This is a genomic window from Chlorobaculum sp. 24CR (genome assembly GCF_004118635.1).
GTDB lineage: Bacteria > Bacteroidota > Chlorobiia > Chlorobiales > Chlorobiaceae > Chlorobaculum.
The window spans coordinates 1-23,720 of sequence record NZ_SDGU01000045.1 but is presented as its reverse complement, the minus strand read 5'-3'; the positions used below and the strand labels follow the sequence as shown (position 1 = coordinate 23,720).

Below are 23,720 nucleotides of genomic sequence, written 5' to 3'. Positions count from 1 at the left end.
TTGCCGGAATAATAAAAAGAGGTGAGGGGCACGTCACCCCGGTCTGAAGACCGGGGCAATGATAAATGCAAGAGTGTTGAATGTCCGAAGGGTTAAAACCCTTCGGAATGTAAGCGTGGCTTCTGTGCACCAGTCGCCGCTTCCGACACAACCGATGATCATGATAACCGTTTTTGAGACAGCCTCACGCCATTATGAACACGAAACCAGAGAGATAATCCGTTGGCAAAAAAGCAGCAAGGCAAGCCGGAATATGTGACGGTGATCAGCAACCGCAAGGCGCGGTTCGAGTTCGAAATCTTCGACACCTTCGAGGCGGGCATCGAACTGCTCGGCAGCGAGGTGAAGTCGGTGCGGCTCGGCAAGGCGAGCCTCAGCGAGAGCTATGCCATGATCCACCACGGCCAGGTGTGGCTCGAAAACATGCAGATCACCCCCTACGTGCACAACACGCTCGACGAACTCGAACCCAAACGCAGCCGCCGCCTCTTGCTGCACAAGGCGGAGATTCTGCGCCTGCAATCCAAAATCAGCGAAAAAGGGCTGACCCTCATTCCGCTCAAGGCGTACTTCAACAAGCGCGGCGTACTCAAGATCGAACTCGGCCTGGCCCGCGGCAAAAAGCTCTACGACAAGCGCGAGACGATCAAAAACCGCGACGCCGAACGGCAGTTGCAGCAGCTCAAAAAACAGTATTAATTGACCTGACAATTATGCTGTATCAACAATAAACAGGGGCTTTAGCCCAATCTCTTACAACGGCGGCGATTGCGATTGTCAGTTGCCGGAGTATTAAACCAGACGACATTTCCATTTGCCATGCACTTTCCACCTGTCAAGGAACAGCTCGATATCATCGTCAACAACACCGTCGAGGTCATCAGCACCGACGAGCTTGAAAAGAAACTCCAGAAATCGATCGTGACCGGCACGCCGCTCAAAATCAAGCTCGGCGCCGATCCGTCGCGCCCCGACCTGCACCTCGGCCACTCGGTGGTGCTGCGCAAATTGCGTGAATTTCAGGACTTGGGCCACGAGGCGATTCTCATCATCGGCGACTTCACGGCCATGATCGGCGATCCGTCGGGCAAGAGCAAGACCCGCCCGCAGCTCACCGCCGGGGAGGCTCGCGAGAACGGCAAGAGCTACTTTGAGCAGGCCTCGAAAATCCTCGATCCCGAAAAGACCACCATCTGCTACAACGCCGACTGGCTCGGCAAGATGCAGTTCGCCGACGTGATCCGGCTCGCAAGCCACTACACGGTGGCGCGAATGCTGGAGCGCGATGATTTCGAGAAGCGCTACCGTTCGCAGACGCCGATCTCGATCCACGAATTTCTCTACCCGCTCGCGCAGGGCATGGACTCGGTGCATCTGAAAAACGACGTGGAGCTTGGCGGCACCGACCAGAAGTTCAACCTGCTCGTCGGGCGCGACCTCCAGCGCGAGTACGGCATCGAGCCGCAGGTGTGCATCACCATGCCGCTGCTCGTCGGCACCGATGGCACGGAAAAGATGTCCAAATCGCTCGGCAACGCCATCTGCTTCAACGACACGCCGGAGGATATGTACGGCCGGACGCTCTCGATTCCCGACACCCTGATCGAAAAGTACTGGAACCTGCTCGCGGCGCACCACAGCGGCAACGGCGCGGCCATCGCCGAACGGATCGCCGCCAATCCGCGCGAGACGAAGCGCGAACTCGCCCGCGAGGTGGTGGCGCAGTACTACTCGGCGGACGATGCCGCCAGAGCCGAGGAGCACTTCGACCGGGTAATCGTCAACAAACAGGCTCCGGACGATCTCGTGACCGTGGAGTTCGAGGAGAGTTCGATGCCGGTCGTCGAGCTGCTCATGGCGCTCAAGGCGTTCCCGTCGAAGAACGAGGCGCGGCGCATGATTCAGCAGGGCGCGGTGCAGGCTGGCGAGGAAAAAATCACCGACATCAACGCCATCATCGAGTTCAGCGATGAGCCGGTCATCATCCGCGCCGGAAAGCGTAAATTTTTTAAGGTGGCGGGCGGAAAAAAAACGTTTTGAATGCGTTCGCTTTTTCCTATAATTGCACAATCTGACGACTTACTTTAACCTCTATCCGGAGCTACCACCTTGTCATTCGTCCCGACAAAAGTATTTTTCACCAAGGGTGTCGGAAGGCACAAAGAGTACCTCTCCTCGTTCGAGCTTGCCCTGCGTGACGCCAAGATCGAAAAGTGCAACCTGGTGACGGTTTCCAGTATTTTTCCTCCCAAATGCGAGCGCATCAGCGTCGAAGAGGGAATCAAGCACCTTTCGCCGGGACAAATCACCTTCGCGGTCATGGCTCGTAACTCCACCAACGAGAACAACCGGCTCATCACCGCCTCGGTCGGCGTGGCGCTTCCGGCCGACGACAGCCAGTACGGCTACCTCTCCGAGCACCATCCGTATGGCGAAACCGCCGAGCAGTCGGGCGAGTACGCCGAAGACCTCGCAGCCACGATGCTGGCCACCACGCTCGGCATCGAGTTCGACCCGAACAAGGACTGGGACGAGCGCGAGGGCATCTACCAGATGAGCGGCAAGATCGTCAACTCCTTCAACATCACCGAGTCCGCCGAGGGCGAAACCGGCCTCTGGACAACTGTGATCTCCTGCGCGGTGCTGCTGCCGTAAGGGCGACAGAACAACGAGACATTCGTTTTGAAACCGGGAATCAGTCGCGTGACCGATTCCCGGTTCTTTTTTCTGGCAAATCGCAACAGGGACAGGGCTTGCGCCTTCACCGCCGCCAGAAGTTGATCCCTGACTGCGTATATTACGCCTTGCCGTCGTCGTTCAGGGGAAACGGCAAGCAGTCTGCGGGAGCGCTATCCGCAGCTCATCAATCACGCCACCAGAGAGACATGACACAGGAAGTGAAAACCGATGTGCTGGTTATCGGCAGCGGCATCGGAGGGTTGTATTTCGCCATCAACATGGCCGATCACGCCACGGTGACGATCATCACCAAAAAAGAGAGTTCCACCTCGAATACTAACTGGGCGCAGGGCGGCATCGCGGCGACCGTCGCGCCGAACGACAGCCCGGAACTGCACATCGCCGACACGCTCGACGCGGGCGCGGGCCTGTGCGACGAGGCGATGGTTGGTGTACTGGTGCGCGAAGGGCCGGCGCACATCCGCCGACTCATCGAGCTTGGCGTGGAGTTCACGACTAACCCCGATCACACCCTCGACCTCGGCAAGGAGGGGGGCCACTCGCGCAACCGCATCGTGCACGCCCGTGACCTCACGGGCCGCGAGGTGGAAACGGCGCTCTTGGCCCGCGTCAACGCGCACCCCAACATCACGCTGCTCGAACACCACTACGCGCTCGAACTCATCACCGAGCACCACCTCGGCATCAAGACCAACGACATCACCTGCTACGGCGCGTACGTGCTCGACACGCTCAACCACAAGCCGAAAAAGATTCTCTCGAAGGTGACAATGGTGGCCTCCGGCGGGCTGGGCCACGTCTATCTGCATACAACCAACCCGGATATCGCCACCGGCGACGGCGTGGCGATGGCCTATCGCGCCGGAGCGGAGATCGCCAACATGGAGTTCATCCAGTTCCACCCCACTTCGCTGTTCCACCCGAAAGCCAAGTCGTTCCTGATCTCCGAAGCGGTGCGCGGCTTCGGCGGCATTCTGCGCAACAAGGAGGGCGAGGCGTTCATGCAGCGCTACGACCGCCGCGAAAACCTCGCTCCGCGCGACATTGTGGCGCGAGCGATCGACTCGGAAATGAAGAAGAGCGGCGACGAGTGCGTCTTTCTCGACGTGACGCACCTCGACGCGGAGCGGGTGAAGGAGCACTTCCCGCACATTCACGAGACCTGCCTCGAATTCGGCATCGACATGACCGCCGAGATGATTCCGGTGGTTCCGGCGGCGCACTACGCCTGCGGCGGCATCAGGACGGACAGCCGGGGGCGCAGCACCATCGGACGTCTGTACGCCTGCGGCGAGACGAGCTGCACGGGTGTGCACGGCGCGAACCGGCTGGCCAGCAACTCCCTGCTCGAAGCGCTCGTCTTCGCCTGGCGCTCCAGCGAGGACATCCGCGCGGAGCTGCAATCAATCCATATCGAGCACGAATTCCCCGACTGGGACGACTCGGGCACAACCAACCCGGAGGAGTGGATTCTGGTGGCGCACAACAAGCGCGAAACGCAGGCGATCATGAACGACTACGTCGGCATCGTCCGGAGCGATCTGCGCCTCGACCGCGCCCGGCGGCGCATCGATTTCCTCAAGGATGAAACCGAAGCCTACTATAAAAAAACGAGGATCACCCCGCCGGTCATCGAGCTGCGCAACATCATCAAGGTCGCGAGCCTCATCATCCAGGGCGCCATCAAACGCCGCGAATCAAGAGGCCTGCACTACACCACCGACTTCCCGCAGAGGGACGACAAGCACTACCTGGTGGACACCGTGCTGCGGTCGTTTTAGGGAAAAGCCGGGAACTTCAAGCCCTTCCCATCTTCATCTTATAGTACCTATAGGACTTATAAGACCTATAGGTACTATAAGAATGAACCCCCGGCACACCACCAAACCTACCTCACCTCCTGCCAGTCGCGAGCATACCGGAAATCGATGCCCGGCGTGCGGCTTGAGAGTTTGGCGATGACAGGCATCATGCGTTTGTACTGGTTGCGCACCACCATCTTCCGCGCCCGCTGGTAGAAGTCGGGTTCGATGCCTTCCGAGAGAATGGCGTCGCGTTCCATGCGCTCTTCGAGCATCATGTAGAGCAGCCGGTCAACGGCTTCGTAACTGAAACCGAGGTCGGCTTCGTCGCTCTGGCCCTCCCAGAGGTCGGCGGATGGCGGCTTGTCGATCAGCTCGGCGGGAATACCGAGGTGGCGCGCCAGGCCGAAAAGCTGCGTTTTGTAGAGGTCGCCGATCGGGTTAACCGCCGAGGCCATGTCGCCGAACATCGTGCCGTAGCCCAGCATCAGCTCGGTCTTGTTGCTCGTGCCGAGCACCAGCCGTCCGTCCCGCGCCGAGACGTCGTAGAGGCAGAGCATCCGCGACCGGGCCATCACGTTGCCGCGCCTCAGGCGGCTGGCATCGGGGCGCGTCGCGAAAAAGGCATCCACCACCTCCGTCACCGGCGTGACTTCATAACTGATCCCAAGCCGTTCCACCATCAAGTGAGCGTGATCGAGGCTCTCCTGACTGCTCGTTTTGTAGGGCATCAGGAGCGCCAGCACATTTTCCGCGCCAAGCGCTCGCGCGGCCAGCTCGCACACCACAGCCGAATCGATGCCGCCCGACAGCCCAAGCACCACCGAGCCGAAGCCAAACTTCCGTATCTCGTTGCGAATGAAGGGAATGAGGATGGCTTCGACCAGCCTGTAATCGAGATGGAGATCGTGCGGTTTCATGAATCGAGAGTCAGAAAGAGGTGAAAAAACGGATCAGCCCACCCTGGAGCAAAAAAGAGATCATCGCCGCCGCGGCTAACAGAAAAGCCGATTTCCGGGAAAACGCTTCGACGCCCGGCTCGCCGCTGCCGAGCATGGCCTGCAATCCGAGGCGCGCGATGAAGAGCGTATAAACGAGCGCCGCCGCCATCACCAGCCAGCGCCATGCGCCGGCAAAGCCGAACGGCTCGACAAGCCACATCGGCGTCAGCGAAAAACAGAGCGCCGTCATGACCTCGTGCTGAATCGACTCGGAACGTTCCGCCCCGGCGAGCGAAACCATCGCTCCGGTGAGCAGCCAGAGCACGGCCACATCGACCGTGAAGCCGATGAGCGCCAGCAGCATAGCCATCCTCGGCGCGGCGATGAACGGCAGCTTGGCGAACTGCACGAGCGCAATGACGGGCGCGGCGTACTCCTTCATCGCGTTCACCTCCCGGAATCGCTCGCGGGCATCCCGCCAGAAATCCTCCGGACGGAACAGCACGGAAAAGAGCGCCGCGAAGAGCCATTTCAAACCCATGATACGTTCCCGTTTATCTGAGCCATTTCTGGGGATTCTGCTTGATCTTTCCTTTCCAGACCTCGAAATGCACCGTCGATCCGCCTTCGGGCATAGCCACCGATGAGCCGAGCAACTGTCGAGATCGGATGATCTCCCCCTCAGCTACCGACACGCGGCCAAGATTGGCATAGACGGTAAGGTACGATTTCGGATGGCGAACAATGACCACATTACCAAAGGTTGGCAGATAGGTGACCTGCACCACCTTGCCGCCGGAGACCGACTTGACCGCCGTGCCGACCGGCACCGAAATATCGATGCCGTTGCTGATGGTGACGATGTTCAGCTCCTTGTCGCGAGAAGCGCCGAACCGGCGCACGACGACGCCGTTACTGACCGGCCACGGCAGCGAACCGCCCTTGTCGAAATCGACCGACACCCGGTCAATCTCCGACTCGGTGAAATCGACAAACGCCGGCGGTTCCTCTTGAGACTTCTCGGCAATCGCGGGAGCCTGGCGGGATGGTTTTCCCGGAACCTCTTCGGAGCGAGCCGGAGGCGGCGTCTCGCGTTGAGCCTGCCGCTTCAGCCGTTCGCGTTCCGCAGCCCTCCGGCGGCGAGCCTCGGCGAGGCGCTGGCGGCGCAAAGCCTCCAGCCGCGCGCGCTCCTGCTCCTTGCGTATCAGCTCCTGCTGGGCCATAATCAGCGACTCGATTTTGGCCTGCATCGCCCGCTGCTTTTTACGTACGCCGGAAATCTGCGCAGCGTAAGTCTTCTTGTCCTTCCGGATGCCGTTGAGCACCTCCTCCTTCTCCTTCTGTTTCGAAGAGTAGCTCTGCAACTCCTTCTGCTGGCTCTTCATGGCCTCTTCCTTCTCCCGGTAGCTCTCCTGGAGCTGCTCGCGGCTGCTCTCCATCACCTGCGCGCTCGACTGCAAATCGCTGACCTTCGAGCTGACCGAGCGTGAAAGAAATCCCATATATCTCGACCGCACGATCGCGCCGTTGACCGATCCCGACGAAAACATCAACTCGGCGTTCCGGTCGCCCCCATGCTTGTAAGCGGCAACAACCACCCGCTGAAAGTCGGAGGATACGTGGTGATAGGTCTGGCGGTTCTCCTGAAGCTGATCCTGAAGCTGGTCGATCTCCTTGTCAAGACTGCCCAGAAGCGTCTGGTTTTCTGTGATAAGGCGCTCATAGACCTTGATCTGCTTGCGAAGATTGTTCAGATCGGCAATCGAACGGCGCTCGTTCTTTTTGGTGCTGTTGAGCCTGGACTGGTACTCCGAGAGCTGCTTTTTGAGGTCTTTGAGTGTCCTCTCCACCCGGTGGCGCTCGCGATTAATCTTGTTCATTTCAGCACTTGCCGCGCTGCCGACGGCGGGCAGAAGGGTAAGCGAAAAGGCGCAGAAGAGGCAGGAACATACAAACTTGACGAGGGAAAACGGTATGGAACGGTTGCCGTAAAACATTCGCATGGTATCGGATCGGTTGGCGCTCACAGTTGCAATCAGGAGACCTGCGCCGTGAACAGGCTGGCTTGCAGGTTCAAATAAAAAGTGGCTTTAAAATAAAATTTGTTTTTCTGAGGCTGAAATAATTAAATAAGCCTTTTCGCATTGTAATAATCGAAACTCAATGGACAAACTCGTCATCCGGGGCGGAAAAAAGATTTGCGGCTCCGTCGCCGCATCAGGCTCGAAGAATTCCGCGCTTCCGGTCATTGCGGCAACACTGTTGACCGCCGATGGCTCTTTCGCGATCAGTCGCATCCCGGATCTCAAGGATGTCCGGACTTTCATTCAACTGCTCGACTACCTCGGCGCGGAAACCTCGTTCGAGGGCAACCTGCTCACGGTCTCGACCGCTCACCTCAAGAGCATCGAAGCGCCGTACGAGCTGGTCAAGAAGATGCGCGCTTCGATCTACGTGCTCGGCCCGCTGCTCGCCCGCTTCGGCCACACCCGCGTGTCGCTGCCCGGCGGCTGCGCCTTCGGCCCGCGGCCCGTCGATCTGCACATCATGGCCATGGAGAAACTCGGCGCGACCGTCACCATCGAGAACGGCTTCATCGACGCCCGCATCAACGGCTCACGCCTGCGCGGCGCGCGCATCGACTTTCCGGTCTCATCGGTCGGCGCGACCGGCAACGCCCTGATGGCCGCCGTCACCGCCGAGGGCACGACGGTTCTCGGCAACGCCGCGCTCGAACCGGAGATTGAGTGCCTCTGCCACTTCCTGGTAAAGATGGGGGCGCGGATCGACGGCATCGGCACCACGACGCTCACCATCGAGGGCGTCGATCAGCTCAGGGCAGTCGGGTTCGAGAATATCTTCGACCGCATCGAAGCAGGCACGCTCCTCTCCGCCGCCGCCATCACCGGAGGCACCGTCACCGTCACCGGCGTCGTGCCGGAACAGCTCGCCTCGGTGCTCGAAGCATTCCGGCAGTCGGGCTGCTCGGTCACGGTAAGCGGGGACTCGGTGACGCTCTCCACGCCCACCGAACTGCTGCCGGTCGATATTACCGCACGTCCTTACCCCGAATTCCCGACCGACATGCAGGCGCAGTGGATGGCGCTCATGACGCAGGCGCACGGCGACAGCACCATCATCGACCGCATCTACCTCGAACGCTTCAACCACATCCCGGAGCTGAACCGCCTCGGAGCACACATCGAAATCAGAGACAACTGGGCGCTGGTGCACGGCCCGCAGGAGCTGACCGGCACCAAAGTGATGTCCACCGACCTCCGAGCCTCGGCCTGTCTGGTACTTGCCGGGCTGGTCGCGAAGGATACAACCGAGGTGCTCAGGGTCTATCACCTCGACCGCGGCTACGAGGCTATCGAGAAAAAACTGACGGCGCTCGGAGCCGATATCGAGCGGCAGAAATACCAGGAATTCTGATGAAAAAGGGCTTAAAAAAAAGTCAAATATCGTTTGCAATTTTAATCACATACCTTATATTAAGTCCACTCTGAAGAACGATACGGCTTTTGAATGGGCCCTTAGCTCAGTTGGTCAGAGCAAGCGACTCATAATCGCTGGGTCGTAGGTTCAAGTCCTACAGGGCCCACCAACTGTAAGTAATTCAGATATAAATCTATGGCGTGTTCGTCTAGTGGCCCAGGACATCGCCCTCTCAAGGCGAAGATCACGGGTTCGAATCCCGTACACGCTACCAGTATAAATCCCGGCTCGTTTCGGGATTTATACACTATGCACCCGTAGCTCAACTGGATAGAGCATCTGACTACGGATCAGAAGGTTAGGAGTTCGAATCTCTTCGGGTGCACCATAAAAGCAGAATGACTTGTGGGTCGCGCCTCGCAGGTCTTTTTTGTTTTCTGCCTCTCCCCTTCTCCGCCTCTACAATTCCCACTGCATGGCAAATCCTGCGTGAGCGTTTCTCTATTCAATCCGCCTCTGAATGGTAATGCTTGCCGATAATCGAGAGCTTCGATAATCGAGAGCTTCTTCATGTCGAAACCGGACTTTTCGAGTTCTTTGATCGCAGCTTCGGCGGATTTATGAGAGCTGTAAATCCCAACCTTTATAGTGACTGAAAAACTGTACTACTGATGAACCTCTCAACATCTTGCTTTCAATATGACCTGAACCCCGCCTTCGCCTTCGCCGCTTCATCGTTCTCCCAGCCGCCGCCAAGGGCGACGTACATCGCGGCGGTATCTTGCAGTTGCTGGGCGCGGGCTTGCAGGTAGCCGATTTTCGCTTGCCGGTACTGGATATCGGCGAGCATGACTTCGAGGTAGTTGACCATGCCTGCCTTGTAGTTGGCCTGAATCAGGTCGAGCGAGAGCTTGGCGCTCTCGACGGCCTGCATTTCGGCCTCGGCCTGCTGGGCGTCGTGCTCCAGCGCGCGAATGAGGTCGGCGACCTGGGCGAATGCGGCGAGCACGCTCTGGCGGTACAACGCGAACGTCTGGTTTCGCGAGGCGATAGCAGCGCGGCGCTTGGCGCGGAGCGAGCCGCCGTTGAAGATCGGCGCGGCGATGTTGGCGCCGATCGACCAGAATCGGTTCGCCGCGTCGGAAATCTCGTGCGGCTCTGTGGCCGTGCGTCCGTAACTGCCGGTGAGCGTGAAACTTGGGAAGAGCGCCGCCGTGGCGACGCCGATTTCGGCGTTGGCCGCGTGCAACTGTGCTTCGGCGGCGAGGATGTCGGGGCGCTGGCGCACCAGCTCCGAGGGAAGCGAGAGCGGTACGCGCTCCGGAAGCGACATGCCGGAGAGTCGCAAATCGGGCGCCTCCCACTCCGCCGGGGTTTTGCCGGCGAGCGTCGCGAGCAGGTGCTCGGCCTCGATCAGCTTCTGGCGGACGAGCGGCACGGAGGCCTCCAGCGAGGCGAGCTGGCTCCGCAACGCCAGCACAGAGCTGTAGGTCGCGATGCCCGCCCGGTACTGCTTTTCGGCAATCGAAAGCTGATCCTTTTCGATGGCGATAAGTTGATCGTACTCATCGAGTTCCTGGCGATAGGCGGCGATGGCGATGCTCGTGTTGACGATGTTGCCGGTCAGCGTCATATACGCGCCGAGGGTACGGGCACACTGCACGTCCACCTGCGCACCGAGCGCCTCGACGCTGCGCCGCTGCCCGCCGAAAAGGTCGAACGCGTAGCTCACCGACGCCGAGAGGGTTGAGAGATTGACGATAGCGCCCGTTGCCGCGCCCGCCGTCGTGGTCGGCGACGAGGTTTCGCGCGTCTGCGCAAAGGTCGCGCTCGCCTGCGGATAAAAAATCCCGGCCCCGGCGCGGAGATTCTCCCGGCTCGCTTCGAGGCTCGCCTCGGCGGCTTGCAGGCCCGGATTGCCAGCCAAGCCTTGCTCGACGACAGCATCGAGCTGGCTGGAGCCGAACGATTTCCACCAGCAAGCCGCAGGCCCGACCCCCTCGTCGAAACGCTGCCCCGCCGCACCCGGCTTCGGAAGCGGCTGCCGGTCGTAGCTTTTCGTCGCCGGAGCCTCCGGCTTGACGAAGTCCGGCCCCACGGCGCATCCCGACAGCAGAAGCGCAGGAACGGCGAGCAGCGCCAAGCCGGGCGGGACGATCTTTTTCGACACGGTTCTCATCCGGTTACTGGTTGCTGGCGATCTTTTCGCCGATGTAAATATCGACGAGCTGGCCGGGGTAAAGAGTTACGTTTTGCGGCTTTGCAAAGCTGAAGATGAGCGGCAGCACCCGCACGTCCACCCGCTCGGTTCGCTGGCTCGACAGCTCGATCTTCGGCGTAACGTTCGGCTGGAAGCGCACGAATGTCAGCGGGATTTTGATCGTGGTGCCACGAATCGACATGCTCGCGCTCATCTGCTCCGGCTTCGGCAAGCGCTGGATCAGGATTTCGTCAACGTAACAACGCACCTGCAAATTGTTGTCCGAATTGCCCGTAACGATGATCGGCACGTAACCGCCCGTGTAGGAATTGTACCCGCCCTGGCTCGAAATGTAGCTGCCAACCGAGGTGTTGATCGCCAAAACCGCGCCGTCTTCGTGGGCCGTGAGGGTGTATTTGCCGAGCAGCGCGTTGGCTGCATCGTACTGTTTGCGGGCGAGTTCGAGGTTCGCTTGCGCCGACCGGACGGCGTTCGAGGCGGTATCGAGCGCATCCTTGCTCACGGAGCGCGGATCGAGATTCCACGAAGCCTTCAGTTTTGCGTACTGCGCCTGCACGTTTGCCAGATTCGCCTCGGCAACGCCAATTCCCGCTTTCGCCGATGCGGCCGTCGAGCGCTGCACCGCATCGTCGAGCATGAGCAGCGGAGCACCCGCCTTGACCTGCTGACCCTCCTGAGCGAGAATCTTCAGCACCGTGCCGGAGACTTCGGGGTAGATGTTGACGTTCGCGCCGTTTTTCTGGGCGCTTTCGATGATACCGTTGGCGTAAATTCCGCTCCGGTAAGGGTTCGACGCCGGCTTGAAAGCAGGCGGCTCGGATTTGATGCGCAACTTCATGAAAAATGCGCTCCCCAAACCAAGAAGGATGCCGAAGATCGCGATGCCGATCAGGATTTTATTTCTCATGCTGTTGACTGTTTTCATAACCAGATTCGTAACCGACGATTTTGCCATCCTCCATCTTCATGATCCGGTCAGCATATTCGTAAATACGGCTGTCGTGCGTCACGATGATGATGGCCCGTTTTTCGTTCAGGATATTTGTTTTCACGAACTCCACGATCTTCCGTCCGGTATCGCCATCGAGCGAGGCGGTCGGTTCGTCAAAGATCAGGATGTCCGGCTGGCCCGCGATGGCCCGCGCAATCGCCACGCGCTGCTGTTCGCCGCCGCTCAGTTTCACCGGCTGGAGGTCGGCGCGATCTTTCAGGCCGACAATGTCGAGGTAGTCGCGGGCAAGCTCCATGGCCGCGTTCCACTCCGTTTTCTTCAGGATCAGCGGAATAGCCACGTTCTCGACCGTGGTCAGCCTCGGAAAAAGATGGTAGTCCTGAAACACAAAGCCGATCTTGTTCAGGCGCAGATCGGCCAGATCGTCATCCTTCATCGACCAGATGTCCTGATTTTCGACGATGACGCTCCCCTCGTTCGGCCTCAAAATGCCCGAAATCATGCTGAGCAACGTCGTCTTGCCGCTTCCCGACGGGCCAACAATGTAGAGCATCTCGCCGTACTGCGCCTCGAAAGAGGCCTGCTTGACCGCAACGGTTCTGGCTTCGCCCTCGCCGAACCACTTGACCAGATTGCTGGCGCTGATAATCACCGATCCCTTCATCCTCAGCCCCGGAAAATATCGAATGGCTGAATCTGCAACACTTTGCGAACGCCGATATAGCTCGAAAAGCCTGCGATAATCATCACCATGACGAGCGCCAGGCCAAGCGTCGGATAGGTGAGCTGGGCAGCGTAATCGGGCACGCGCCACTTGGCGATAATCATGAAGGTCGAGGCCGCCCCGACGCCGAGTCCGTAACCGATCAGCGAGGTGACGACCGCCTGCACGAGAATCATGGAAACCAGCTCATTGCCCTTGGCGCCGATGGCTTTCATCGCGCCGAACTTGCCGATGTTTTCGAGAATAAAGGTGTAGAAGGTCTGCCCGGAGATGGAGAGACCGACGACGAAACTGATGGCGGTCATCATCATGATGTTCATGCCGACGCCGGTTTTGTAGGTGTAGAAGTTGGAAACCTTTTTGACGAACTGGTCGCGGGTGAGCGCTTCGTAGCCGAGTTTGGCGATGGCCTTCTGGATGCCGGGAATGTCCGCGTCACTCTTCGGCTCGATCAGCACGTAGGAGGTGGTGAAGCGCGCCGAGGGGATGTACGTTATTGCGCGGTTGTACGTTGTGTAGAGCGTCGGAATTCCGAACAGGCCCGACGAGGCGACTTTGGCGAGGCCGACCACCGTGGCGCTATTGTCGTTGATCTCGAACTGTGTGCCGATTTTCGGGCTTTCGAGCTTGGCGTACTCCGCATCCTTGACCACCACGAAGGCGTTGTCGGCGAAGATGTCCTCGATCCGGCCCTCGATCATTTCGGGCCGCCCGAAGAGCGTGGCGTCGTCGAGGCCGACCACCGTGGCCGCCTGGTAGGCGCCATTCTTGAGCTTGACCAGCGCGCTGCCGAAATAGAGCGGCACGGAGTACTTCACCCCCGGAATGCTGCGCGACGCCGACAAAATGTAATCGGGCATCGGAATACTGCTGTTGGTGTTGTTCACCGCCGGATCCATCACCCAGATTTTCGCGCCGATGTTATAGACCGGAGCGCACGAGCGGGCCAGAATGCCGGAGAACATCGACATCATCATCACCATCAGGAACACGGCGAAGGTGATGCCGACCAGAAGCGCGGTGAACTTGCTCTTGTCGTTCATCAACAGCTTCAGCGCCACCCTGTAGATACCGGAGACAGGTTTCATTTCGACCATGGATCATGTTAACGCGCTGACAGTCAATTAGATGTTGAAACATGAACTTTCCATGAATAAATCCGAACCGCATCAAGGAACAACCGGCATAATCGGGATTTTCACGCTCTCGAAAAGGTATGAAAAAGCGTCGGCAAGTCTGCTTTCAGCGCGGCAAGCCTGAAACATACCCGGAAATCACTCCTCGGCAACCGGCGGACGATTGATAACCTTAAATCTTAATAAAAAAATACTTTGGAAGCATAACCTCCGCATGTATAATCCCGATGATTCAGTGTATATTCAACAGATATTTTTCGCCCCTGCCTGCCGAATAGATTTTGTATTGCTATCCCGGCAGTTAACAGCATTGAGCCATGCTCCATCACACTGACCAAACACTTCGCTGTCTGCCGGAACTGATTCCCGGCCCGGCGTTCATGTTCAGCCCGGAGGGCCTCTGCGCCGGGTGCAACGGCAACGCTCGCGACGCCGTGTTCGGCGCAAACGATGAGCACCGGCCCGGCCTGAATCTCTTCGATGCCGCGCATCCCGATGATCGCGAAGCGTTGCGCCGCGCCGTCGCGGAAGCCCTGCAACGCAGTGATGAGGCGACCTGCAAAACGAGAATCCTGCATCGTGGACGGATGGAATACCTTTGGTATTCCATCAACATGAAAAACATCGCGACCGGCGCCAAGCCCGCGCTCTTGGCGGTGTGCCAGGAGATCACCTGCTGCAAGCGACTTGAAGAGTCCCTGCACGCCAGCGAAGCCAGGTTCAGGCGGCTCTTCGACGGCCACTCAACCGTCATGCTGGTCATCGATGCGGCGTCAAAAACGATCATCGACGCCAACCGGGCGGCGGCCAGATTTTATGGCTGGCCGGTCGAAGAGCTGCGCGCGATGCGCCTCGATCAACTCGCCGTGACCTCCCCGGAAATTCTGGAGCGTGAGATCGCGCAGATCAGAAAGCTTGGGCAAAAAACCGTTTCGGCCCGCCACAGGAGCGCGGAGGGCGTCATCCTCGATGTGGAGGCATCGACCAGCCTCGTCGAGATCGAGGGCAACGAGGTGTTTTACTGCATTATCAACAATGTCACCGAGCGGAAACGGATCGAAAAAGAGCTGCAATGCAGCAAGTCACGGCTCGACTTCGCGCTCCAAAAAAGCCATATCGGCTGGTGGAGCCTGAACCTCGAAGACGGATCGACGTTTCGTACGCTCGAACATGCCAGAATTTTCGGGTACGACTCAACGGATCGGGCGTGGAGCTTGCAACAGTTTCTCGACCACGTCGTTGACGAAGAGCGCGACAGGGTCAGCGCCATTATTGAACATTCGAGAAGCGGCAAGAGCGGCTGGCATTTTGAATGCCGCATTCGCCGGAACGACGGTGAGCAACGCTGGATCATGGCCATCGGGGGATTCCCGCACGATGACGATCACGGCAGCAAGCTGCTGTCGGGAATCGTGATGGATATTTCAGAACGCAAGTTTGCGAAACTGGAACTCCGGGATTCCAGAATAAAGTTCGACCTGGCGCTGAAAGCCGCTCACGCCGGCATCTGGGAAATGAACATCGAAACCGGCAAGGCGGACTGGTCGAAAGAGATCATTCGCCTGCTTGGCCTTGAAGAGCAAGCAGAGGCTCCGTCGTTCGATCTCTGGATTCAGGCCATTCATCCCGACGACCGGCAGATGATTGCCGACAGCGTCACGCAGGCGGTTCAGGAACAAAAAGAGTCCGATATAGAATACCGCGTTTGCTGGCCCGATGGATCGATTCACTGGCTGATGTCTCGCGGTCAACCGGTGCGTAACGGCAACGGAAAGTTGACCGGCTTTACCGGCACGGTCATTGATATAACCGAACGCCGGAAACTGCTCGAATCGGTACGCCAGAGTGAAGCCAATTACCGTTCGCTGTTTGAAAACATGCCGAACGGCTTCGCCTATTGCCAGCTCCTTTATAGCGAACAGGGCATCGCCGAAGATTTCATGTTCCTTGAAGTCAACCAGAGATTTGAAGAGCTGATCCCTTTTAAAGAGGTCGCAGGCAAACGGGCAACGCAGCTCATTCCGGAGATCAGAACAACCGATAATGAACTGTTCATCATCTCTGAACGCATTGTGAACAGCGCCCGGCCTGAACATTTCGACTATTTCATGAACGCGCTTCAGGAGTGGTTCTCCTTTTCGGTTTTCAGCCCGAAACGTGACTGTTTCATTGTCATCTTTGATGTCATCACCCAGCGCAAACAGATCGAGCAGTCATTACGGGAAAGCGAGCACAAATTCCGCACCATAACCGAACAGATATCCGAAATCGTGTTCGTCACCGACTTCACCGGAATAGTTCGCTATATCTCGCCATCCATCGAAAAAACAGCCGGCTATCGGCCCGATGAGGTGATTGGTCACTCCTTTTTTGATTTTCTTCCCGATGATGAAATCGCGCGTGCGCGGCACATGGTCGGCATCGCTATGGCCAATCATCTCGATTCCGAAATTTTCGAATTGAAATACAGGAAAAACGATGGTTCGAATCTCTATGGCGAAGTGGGTGTCCGATATTTTCACGAAGCGGACGGAAACGGATTTTCAGGCATGATCGGCGTGATTCGTGATATTACCCCACGGAAAAAAGCCGAGGAGGAGAAAAAAAGACTCGAACTTCAGCTTCAGAAAGCCGAACGCCTTGAAACAATCGGCAGGCTTGCCGGCGGCATCGCTCATGACTTCAACAATCTGCTGTCGCCCATTCTCGGCCACGCCGAACTTGGCATGATCGCTGCCGCCGAAGAGGGCTATAATCCGGAATATTATAGCGCTATCGTACAGGCCGCGGAACGCGCCGGGCAACTGGTCTCGCAAATACTGACCTTCAGCAAGGCGCATGACAGCCAGCCGACGCCGGTCAGGATTCAGTCGATCATCGAAGAGGCCCTGCAACTGCTCCGCCCCTCGATTCCGGCAAACATCCGGATAGAGCGAACTCTTGACGTCGGGTGCCGCAACATTCTCATCGACCCGTCGAAGCTTCACCAGATTATTGTCAATCTCTGCACGAACGCCTGGCAGGCGATTGATAAAAGCTGCGGCGTCATCACCATTGAGCTTCACGAAGTCACGCCCGGCAAGGCGCTGATAAAAAAACTGCCCGCACTGACGGCCCGGCCCTACGCGGAGCTGAGCATTTCCGACAACGGCGTCGGCATGGACAAGGCGACCATAGAGCACATATTCGAGCCGTTTTTCACGACCAAAGCCGCCGACAAAGGTTCCGGACTCGGCTTGTCGGTGGTGCGCAGCGTCGTAAACGCTTTTAACGGAGAAATTGTGGTCGAAAGCCAGCCCGGAGCGCACACCGCCTTCCGCATCTATCTGCCGGTCATCGAAGAAGCACCAGAGCAGAAAAAGCCGGTATCGACTCCGCAGCAAGGAAAAGGGAAGATTCTTCTTGTCGATGATGAACAGGTCATTCTTAATGTGGTCACGACGATGCTGACCAAACAGGGCTTCGAGATATGCGCCATGAAAAACCCGCGCGAAGCCATCGAACTTTTCAGGCGAGAACCGGGGCGATTCGATCTGGTCATCACCGACCTGACCATGCCCGAACTCAGCGGACTCGAATTGTCGGAAGAGCTGAAAAACGCAAGTCCCCGGACGCCGATTATTCTGATGACCGGCTTTGGCAAGAATATCGACGATGCTGGCGGCGTGAACGAGTACGGCATCCGAAAAATTCTGAAAAAGCCCGTCAGGATTGCCGATCTGGTATCAGCAATCAACGAAACCATCGCCAGCAGCCGGTGAGCCTCAGACGCTGATCTCCCTCGAAGTCGCAGTAAATTTACCGAATCTCCTTATTGGAGATGGTCGTTCAGGCAGCGTTTATTTTTTTGCAAAAAAAAGCAACGATTGATGATGGAATTCCAATTTTTTTTCTAAATTGTGCCACTCTATTGAGGAGTGGCCAAATTGGTAAGGCTCCTGATTCTGGATCAGGCAATTCCAGGTTCGAGTCCTGGCTCCTCAGCAAAGAAAAGCCTTGTAGCGGAAGACGTTACAAGGCTTTTTCGCGTTATGGCCAAATGGACGATTTTTCGACTGCCATTATACAAACGCGAAGCATCAACGCGCCTCTCAACAACCTGAATTGAGTGGTGATGCAACACTCAGGCACGGTAAGCGCTCATTGCCAGATCAACCATTACTGGCTTTTCGCCTGGATACAGCGAACCCAAGAAGTCCCGCGCCAAGCAGAATCGATGCTCCGGGTTCAGGTACCGGAGTACCTCCCGTCAACTCCATCACCGTTACCCCATAGATATCCATATCCAAATAAGAGGTACCCCATGTCATGGAATGAGAATCGGCATCCCAGGTATCGTGAAAGTAGATAGTGTCGCCTTCATAGCCATAGCCGAACATGGTGTGGCCTGTTACATGAAGCAGCACAACCCGGTTGTTGTCGATTTCATTTTGAAAATCCACAAGAGTAAAGCCATCGCTCAATCCCAGATTGTCGGTATATTGATTGTAGAGCGTACTGACTCCATAACCGGCAAAGGTAACATATTCATAAATACCATACATTCCGGAAGCGTCTGCATATGACCACCCGGAAGAAGTAGTCCCAAAGCTCGGCATCTGGTAGTAATATAATGGGGAGCCGTTGTTAAAATTATAGATGGTCGTACCGCCATTGGGATTGCCTACAACATCCTGGCTTGTGCCCATAAAATCGGCAAGGCTATTGAAACTATGGTATGGCGGCGCAACGTCATCACCAGACGCGCTATTTCCTTCACCATAAAAATCTGTAATATGTCCTGAACTGGCAATAACCTGATTGGCCAATGCGCCAGGATTTCCAAAAGTATCAAGCTCAGCGCTACCGCCAGGAACAAGGTTGTCATAACGAAGACCCGCATAGCCGTTAATATCATAATATCCCATCATCATACCGGCAGAGGTCGGCGAGCATCCATACCACCAATCGTAAGCCGGAGCATTTGAAAGAATCTCTCCCTCCGCAATGGAAGAAATAGATGATGCACCGACCAATAATGCTACGGATAAACAAACCCTTTTCAATAAAGAATTTGTAAGTAGAATTCTGGTTTTCATGACTAAACTTTTTTTTTACAGAGTATTTATATATAAAATCATCTCCCGCTTGAATCAAGGTAACAAAAATAGCACTCACTCATTATCGCCGTAACAATAAATATGCAAATTAATGGCACATAACCGGCGTCTCATCTGGCTACTTTATTATCATGGATGGCATCTGTACAAGACAATGTTACTGGATTTTTTTTCATAAAAAGAAGTCATTCAGAAAGCAACAAAATAACATCAAACCAGGTATCCAAGCCATAAAAATTGAGATACAGAAACAAGGCGCTTTTCGTGCCTATCTCCCGATATGTTGTAAAGTCTGAACCATTACGGCTCGACATTATCGAAATAATATATCTGCCCCCCCCATTGCTTTCACAGGAATAACGCCTTACTGAAACCGTCTTCGCTTTTCTTCTGATTTCAGGACACCTCTAAAAAGTGCCATGAGCGACCTGAGCGCAAGGCGGATGGAACCCAGAAACCGGAGCGAGCATGCGGTACGTGAGGATTTCGAGCACCGCCCAACCCCGAAAGCTTTCGGGACAATAAGTTTTTAGCGGCGCCCTTCAGTCAAACCACCGACCATGCGTGTTGCGGATACTTGACTTTTTCACGAAATCATCAACAGATGCTTAAAGGCCACATGAACGTTTGACGCAACTTTTCGCTCAACGTGTCAGGGAAATGCTCCACAGAAATTTGGGACTCACGGAAATTGACAGGGGATGGGCACGCATAAAGGACGGTGATGTTGATGCTTCAGTTGTTCGATCAGCGCTCGCGGGAATCACTTGCGGCAGGGCATAAAAAAAAGAGACAGAGTTGCCTCTGTCTCTTTTTTGATTAAGTCCTTGTTCAGGAACTTATTTTGCTTCGCCAGCAGGAGCGGCAGGAGCAGCCTCAGCAGGAGCAGCCTGGTCGGCAGCAGGAGCAGCCTCGGCAGGAGCGGCCTGCTCGGCAGCAGGAGCCTCAGCAGGAGCAGCAGCCGGAGCTTCGGCAGGAGCTTCAGCCGGAGTCTCAGCAGCTTTCTGAGCGCAACCAACAAAAGAAACCGAGCTCAGGAGGAACAGGAAAGCAAAAAGTTTTTTCATGATTCGAATGCAGTTTTGTTTTCAAATAAAAAAATGTTACAGCTTGTTCAGCTCACGAATAATAATCAAAATCACCCATTTTTCAAAAAAACACTCTCAACACAACACCAGATTTTATCACTTGTTTTTCGCAATATTCCACGCTCTTTTTTCGCCAAAACAAAAACAATCAAATCGCAAGATTTGACGTGAAAAATATGAAATCAAAGCGTCGCCCCGCTCCATTGCCGTCAGATTGCGGAAAGGAGCGAGACAACCGTAATCGATTAATCGACAAGCATTTCCAGCTCTTCGGAGCTTACCTGGTGGAAGTTCAGGTAACGATAGACCTTGTCGCTGCTTTCCGAGAGCGAGCCGACGACTTCCATATACTTCTCTTTGTTCGGAATTTCGCCGAGCAGCGCGCAGACGGCGGCCAGTTCGGCGGAGCCGAGATAGACCTGCGCGCCCTTGCCCATGCGGTTGTCGAAGTTACGGGTGCTGGTCGAAAAAACCACGGCGTTGTCCGCCACGCGGGCCTGGTTGCCCATGCAGAGCGAGCAGCCGGGCACCTCGGTGCGTGCGCCTGCCGTGCCGAAGATGGCGTAGTAGCCCTCTTCGATCAGCTTCTTCATGTCCATCTTGGTCGGCGGCACAACCCAGAGTCTGGCCTTCGACTGACCCTTGTCGCGCAGCACTTCGCCAAGGGCGCGGAAGTGGCCGATGTTGGTCATGCAGCTTCCGACGAACACCTCGTCGATGTTGTTCGGGCGCTTCTGGTCGGCGAGAATCTCGCTGAGCGTGGCCACGTCATCCGGGTCGTTCGGGCAGGCAAGGATCGGCTCGGTGATCTCGTTCATGTCGATCTCGATGACCGCTGCGTACTCGGCGTCGGCATCCGGCTCCAGCAGCTCCGGCTTCTTGAGCCACTCCTCCATCTTGGCGATGCGGCGCTTGATGGTTTCGGCGTCGCCGTAGCCCTCTTCGATCATCTGGCCAAGCAGCTTGACGTTCGATTCGAGGTACTCGATCACCGGCTCCTTGTCGAGGCGAACGGTGCAGGCCGCGGCGCTGCGCTCGGCGGAGGCGTCGGAAAGCTCGAACGCCTGCTCGACCTTGAGCTGTGGCAAGCCCTCGATTTCCAACACTTTACCGGCGAAGATGTTCTTCTTGCCCTTCTTCTCGACGGTGAGCAAGCCCTGCTTGATGGCGACGTACGGGATGGCGTTGACCAGGTCACGCAGCGTGATGCCGGGCTGGAGTTCGCCCTTGAAGCGCACGAGCACCGACTCGGGCATGTTGAGCGGCATGGTGCCGGTCACGCCCGCGAAGGCGACAAGGCCGGAACCTGCCGGGAAGGAGCAGCCGATCGGGAAGCGGGTGTGCGAGTCGCCGCCGGTGCCGAGCGTGTCGGGCAGCACCATGCGGTTCAGCCAGGTGTGGATGACGCCATCGCCCGGACGGAGCGCCACGCCGCCGCGGCTCATGATGAAGTACGGCAGGCTGCGGTGCATCTTCACGTCGGAGGGTTTCGGATAGGCCGCCGTGTGGCAGAAGCTCTGCATGAAGAGGTCGGAGCTGAAGCTCAGGGCGGCGAGTTCCTTGATTTCATCGCGGGTCATCGGGCCGGTGGTGTCCTGCGAACCGACCGTGAGGGTCTCGGCTTCGACGTACATGCCGGGGCGAACACCGTCAAGACCGCACGCCTTGCCGACCATTTTCTGCGCCAGCGTGTAGCCCTTGCCGGTATCGGCGGGCTGTTCGGGGCGGCTGAAGATATGCTCTTCGCCGAGGCCGAGCAGCTTGCGGGCCTTGCGGGTGAGGTTGCGACCGATGATAAGCGGAATACGACCGCCAGCGCGAACTTCGTCGGCCAGCGTGTTGGGTTCGAGCGAGAAGGTGGAGATCACCTCGCCGTTCTTTTCGATGGCGCCCTTGAAGGGATAGAGGTCGATCACGTCGCCCGTCTCAAGTGAGGTGACGTCGGCCTGAATCGGCAACGCGCCGGAGTCTTCGGCGGTGTTGAAGAAGATCGGAGCCACGATGCCGCCGATCACCACGCCGCCGGTGCGCTTGTTCGGCACGGCGGGGATGTCGTTGCCGAGGTGCCACTGCACCGAGTTGATGCCCGACTTGCGGCTGGAACCGGTGCCGACCACGTCGCCGACGTAGGCGAGCGGATGGCCCTTCTCCTTGAGTTTGGCGATAGCGCCGATCGGGTCGTCCATCTTGGAGCCGAGCATACTCAGCGCGTGCATCGGAATATCGCTGCGGGTGAACGCCTCGCTGGCCGGAGAGAGATCGTCGGTGTTGGTTTCGCCCGGAACCTTGAAGACCGTGAGGGTCATCTTTTCGGCAAGGGTCGGCTTCGAGGTGAACCACTCGCCGTTGGCCCACGATTCGAGCACCTCTTTGGCGTAGCTGTTCGTTTTGGCAAGCTCGACGACCGTGTCGAACGAATCATAGACGAGCAGAGTCTTTTTCAGCGCGAGCGCGGCAGCTTCGGCCACAGCTTTGTCGGCGCTGGAGAGCGCGTCGATCATCGGCTTGACGTTGTAGCCGCCAAGCATGGTGCCGAGAATCCGCACAGCCTGGACCGCATCGATAGCCGCGCAACTCGCCTCGCCGCGAATGATGGCGTCGAGGAACGCAGCCTTTTCGAGCGCGGCGTCATCAACGCCGGGGCTGATGTGGTTCACGAACAGATCGACGAGATACTCTTCTTCCTGGATCGGATTCTCCCTGAGAAGCGCGATCAGCTCGACCGACTGCGTAGCGGAAAGCGGAAGCGGCGGAATACCGAGTTTTGCGCGCTCCTCTGTATGGGCGCGATACTCACTGATGAGACTCATTATTGATGATCTCCCTTGAATTGATTATGGGTGATGAAGCGATGGTAATTACGGCGAACGGAAAAAGCCGGTGGTCTTTGCCCGGAAAAAGGCAAAGCATTAAAATAACGTCGCAATAAAGAAATGCAAAACCCGAAAACCTGCGCCAAGCGGGGATGCCGAACTTTTTCAGGCGAAGGTATGGCAAGAGTTAACAATTTCAGTAAACTGGCAGTCTGGCAAGCAAGCGGAAGAAATAGTTGTGGACTTGGTGGACGGGATGGACGGGACGGGATGGAAAAGCGAGGATTTGCTGTGCCGCCAGACGGACGCTGCTTACCCCTGCGGCTGCTGCTCAAAAGAACCAAACAAAGTTTTTCGGCATCTCACTTTATCCAGTCCGGTTTTTGCTTTTTCGAGGCTCGGCAAATGAAATCCCTTCAAGCTGCCACTCTTTGAATTTCTTGAGAAAATTCACTCTGTTCATAAATCAGACCAGACTTATACACAGAATATTCACAAATATTTACCACATTTAGTATGATCTGTTGCGCCCGGCTCTACTTACTCGGCTTTCAGTTATCTCTGGCGCTTTGTTCATGCTTTTCTCGCTCATTCCTGTGGCGTGAAGTGTTACAAAAAATCAATAACACATGGAGGAACCCTGTCATGCTGAGTCGTAAATCTGCCATTGGATCACTCTTGGCGCTTTCAGCGATGCTTTGGTCGGGCACTGTGAAGTGGACCCCAGCCGTCAGACAGAATCGGGTCGAGTTTAAGCTGGTAACTCGCCGTTGTTTCATGCAGCTGATTGCTGCTGTGTAACCTCT

The 23,720-nt window shown here is 56.8% G+C and carries 17 protein-coding genes and 4 tRNA genes; 11 read left to right on the top strand and 10 right to left on the bottom strand.

Translation table 11 applies throughout. The features are described 5' to 3' along the window. Nucleotides 1-222 precede the first annotated feature (222 nt). The 4 genes from smpB to nadB all read left to right on the top strand — a co-directional run bounded on the left by smpB (nt 223) and on the right by nadB (nt 4,481). Nucleotides 223-699 carry an SsrA-binding protein SmpB gene (smpB, locus tag EST62_RS09200; protein WP_129051797.1) on the top strand — a complete coding sequence of 159 codons (477 nt, stop codon included), beginning with the start codon at nt 223-225 and terminating at the stop codon, nt 697-699. Nucleotides 700-819: 120 nt separating this feature from the next. After that, nucleotides 820-2,040: a tyrosine--tRNA ligase gene (tyrS, locus tag EST62_RS09195; protein ID WP_129051796.1), complete on the top strand. Its 1,221-nt coding sequence runs from the start codon at nt 820-822 to the stop codon at nt 2,038-2,040. A 69-nt stretch (nt 2,041-2,109) separates the two neighbouring features. After that, entirely contained in the window at nt 2,110-2,655 is a 546-nt protein-coding gene (locus EST62_RS09190; protein WP_129051795.1) for a pyruvoyl-dependent arginine decarboxylase, read from the top strand. Between the two features lie 230 nt (nt 2,656-2,885). Beyond that, on the top strand, nt 2,886-4,481 hold the full coding sequence (gene nadB / locus EST62_RS09185; RefSeq protein WP_129051794.1) for an L-aspartate oxidase: 1,596 nt from the start codon (nt 2,886-2,888) through the stop codon (nt 4,479-4,481). Nucleotides 4,482-4,588: 107 nt separating this feature from the next. Here the strand turns inward: nadB and EST62_RS09180 are convergent, their stop codons facing one another. From EST62_RS09180 to EST62_RS09170, 3 genes are read right to left on the bottom strand one after another with little or no spacing between them, the layout of a single operon-like run. Continuing rightward, the gene (locus EST62_RS09180; RefSeq protein WP_129051793.1) at nt 4,589-5,422 is read right to left on the bottom strand and encodes an NAD+ synthase; all 834 of its coding nucleotides are present in this window, start codon (nt 5,420-5,422) and stop codon (nt 4,589-4,591) included. A gap of 10 nt (nt 5,423-5,432) precedes the next feature. After that, nucleotides 5,433-5,984 (bottom strand): hypothetical protein, encoded by a 552-nt coding sequence (locus tag EST62_RS09175; protein ID WP_129051792.1) that lies wholly within the window; start codon nt 5,982-5,984, stop codon nt 5,433-5,435. Nucleotides 5,985-5,997: 13 nt separating this feature from the next. Further along, entirely contained in the window at nt 5,998-7,446 is a 1,449-nt protein-coding gene (locus EST62_RS09170; RefSeq protein ID WP_245153574.1) for a murein hydrolase activator EnvC, read from the bottom strand. 160 nt (nt 7,447-7,606) lie between these two features. Here EST62_RS09170 and murA point away from each other — a divergent pair, with 160 nt between their 5' ends. The 4 genes from murA (at nt 7,607) to EST62_RS09150 (ending at nt 9,269) form a co-directional block, all read left to right on the top strand. Beyond that, nucleotides 7,607-8,878: a UDP-N-acetylglucosamine 1-carboxyvinyltransferase gene (gene murA, locus EST62_RS09165; protein WP_129051791.1), complete on the top strand. Its 1,272-nt coding sequence runs from the start codon at nt 7,607-7,609 to the stop codon at nt 8,876-8,878. 95 nt (nt 8,879-8,973) lie between these two features. Next, a tRNA-Ile gene (locus tag EST62_RS09160) sits at nt 8,974-9,050 on the top strand. A gap of 28 nt (nt 9,051-9,078) precedes the next feature. Further along, a tRNA-Glu gene (locus EST62_RS09155) sits at nt 9,079-9,155 on the top strand. A 37-nt stretch (nt 9,156-9,192) separates the two neighbouring features. Then, nucleotides 9,193-9,269, top strand: a tRNA-Arg gene (locus EST62_RS09150). Between the two features lie 306 nt (nt 9,270-9,575). On the opposite strand, the gene EST62_RS09145 is transcribed toward EST62_RS09150, so the two are convergent. The 4 genes from EST62_RS09145 to EST62_RS09130 are packed head-to-tail and all read right to left on the bottom strand — an operon-like array spanning nt 9,576 to nt 13,866. Next, entirely contained in the window at nt 9,576-11,060 is a 1,485-nt protein-coding gene (locus EST62_RS09145) for an AdeC/AdeK/OprM family multidrug efflux complex outer membrane factor (RefSeq protein ID WP_129051790.1), read from the bottom strand. A gap of 4 nt (nt 11,061-11,064) precedes the next feature. Beyond that, on the bottom strand, nt 11,065-12,009 hold the full coding sequence (locus tag EST62_RS09140) for an efflux RND transporter periplasmic adaptor subunit (protein WP_129051789.1): 945 nt from the start codon (nt 12,007-12,009) through the stop codon (nt 11,065-11,067). Continuing rightward, nucleotides 11,999-12,724, bottom strand: coding sequence for an ABC transporter ATP-binding protein (locus EST62_RS09135; protein ID WP_371414689.1), 726 nt, complete (start codon nt 12,722-12,724; stop codon nt 11,999-12,001). The genes EST62_RS09140 and EST62_RS09135 overlap by 11 nt, the downstream gene beginning before the upstream one ends. Then, on the bottom strand, nt 12,721-13,866 hold the full coding sequence (locus EST62_RS09130; protein WP_167599275.1) for an ABC transporter permease: 1,146 nt from the start codon (nt 13,864-13,866) through the stop codon (nt 12,721-12,723). Before EST62_RS09130 ends, EST62_RS09135 begins: the two co-directional genes overlap by 4 nt. A gap of 365 nt (nt 13,867-14,231) precedes the next feature. On the opposite strand from EST62_RS09130, the gene EST62_RS09125 reads away from it, so the two are divergent. Both EST62_RS09125 and EST62_RS09120 read left to right on the top strand, forming a co-directional pair. Further along, nucleotides 14,232-17,675 carry a PAS domain S-box protein gene (locus EST62_RS09125; RefSeq protein ID WP_129051786.1) on the top strand — a complete coding sequence of 1,148 codons (3,444 nt, stop codon included), beginning with the start codon at nt 14,232-14,234 and terminating at the stop codon, nt 17,673-17,675. Between the two features lie 150 nt (nt 17,676-17,825). Beyond that, nucleotides 17,826-17,898: transfer RNA gene (locus EST62_RS09120), tRNA-Gln, on the top strand. Nucleotides 17,899-18,065: 167 nt separating this feature from the next. On the opposite strand, the gene EST62_RS09115 is transcribed toward EST62_RS09120, so the two are convergent. The 3 genes from EST62_RS09115 to acnB form a co-directional block, all read right to left on the bottom strand. Beyond that, nucleotides 18,066-18,992, bottom strand: a complete 927-nt coding sequence (locus tag EST62_RS09115; RefSeq protein ID WP_129051785.1) for a PEP-CTERM sorting domain-containing protein — start codon at nt 18,990-18,992, stop codon at nt 18,066-18,068. 860 nt (nt 18,993-19,852) lie between these two features. Continuing rightward, on the bottom strand, nt 19,853-20,080 hold the full coding sequence (locus EST62_RS09110; RefSeq protein ID WP_167599274.1) for a hypothetical protein: 228 nt from the start codon (nt 20,078-20,080) through the stop codon (nt 19,853-19,855). A gap of 266 nt (nt 20,081-20,346) precedes the next feature. Continuing rightward, complete coding sequence (acnB, locus tag EST62_RS09105) at nt 20,347-22,911, bottom strand: bifunctional aconitate hydratase 2/2-methylisocitrate dehydratase (protein WP_129051784.1); 2,565 nt, start codon at nt 22,909-22,911, stop codon at nt 20,347-20,349. Between the two features lie 123 nt (nt 22,912-23,034). Between acnB and EST62_RS09100 the strand changes: the two genes are divergently transcribed. Beyond that, on the top strand, nt 23,035-23,349 hold the full coding sequence (locus EST62_RS09100; protein WP_129051783.1) for a hypothetical protein: 315 nt from the start codon (nt 23,035-23,037) through the stop codon (nt 23,347-23,349). Nucleotides 23,350-23,720: the final 371 nt, after the last annotated feature.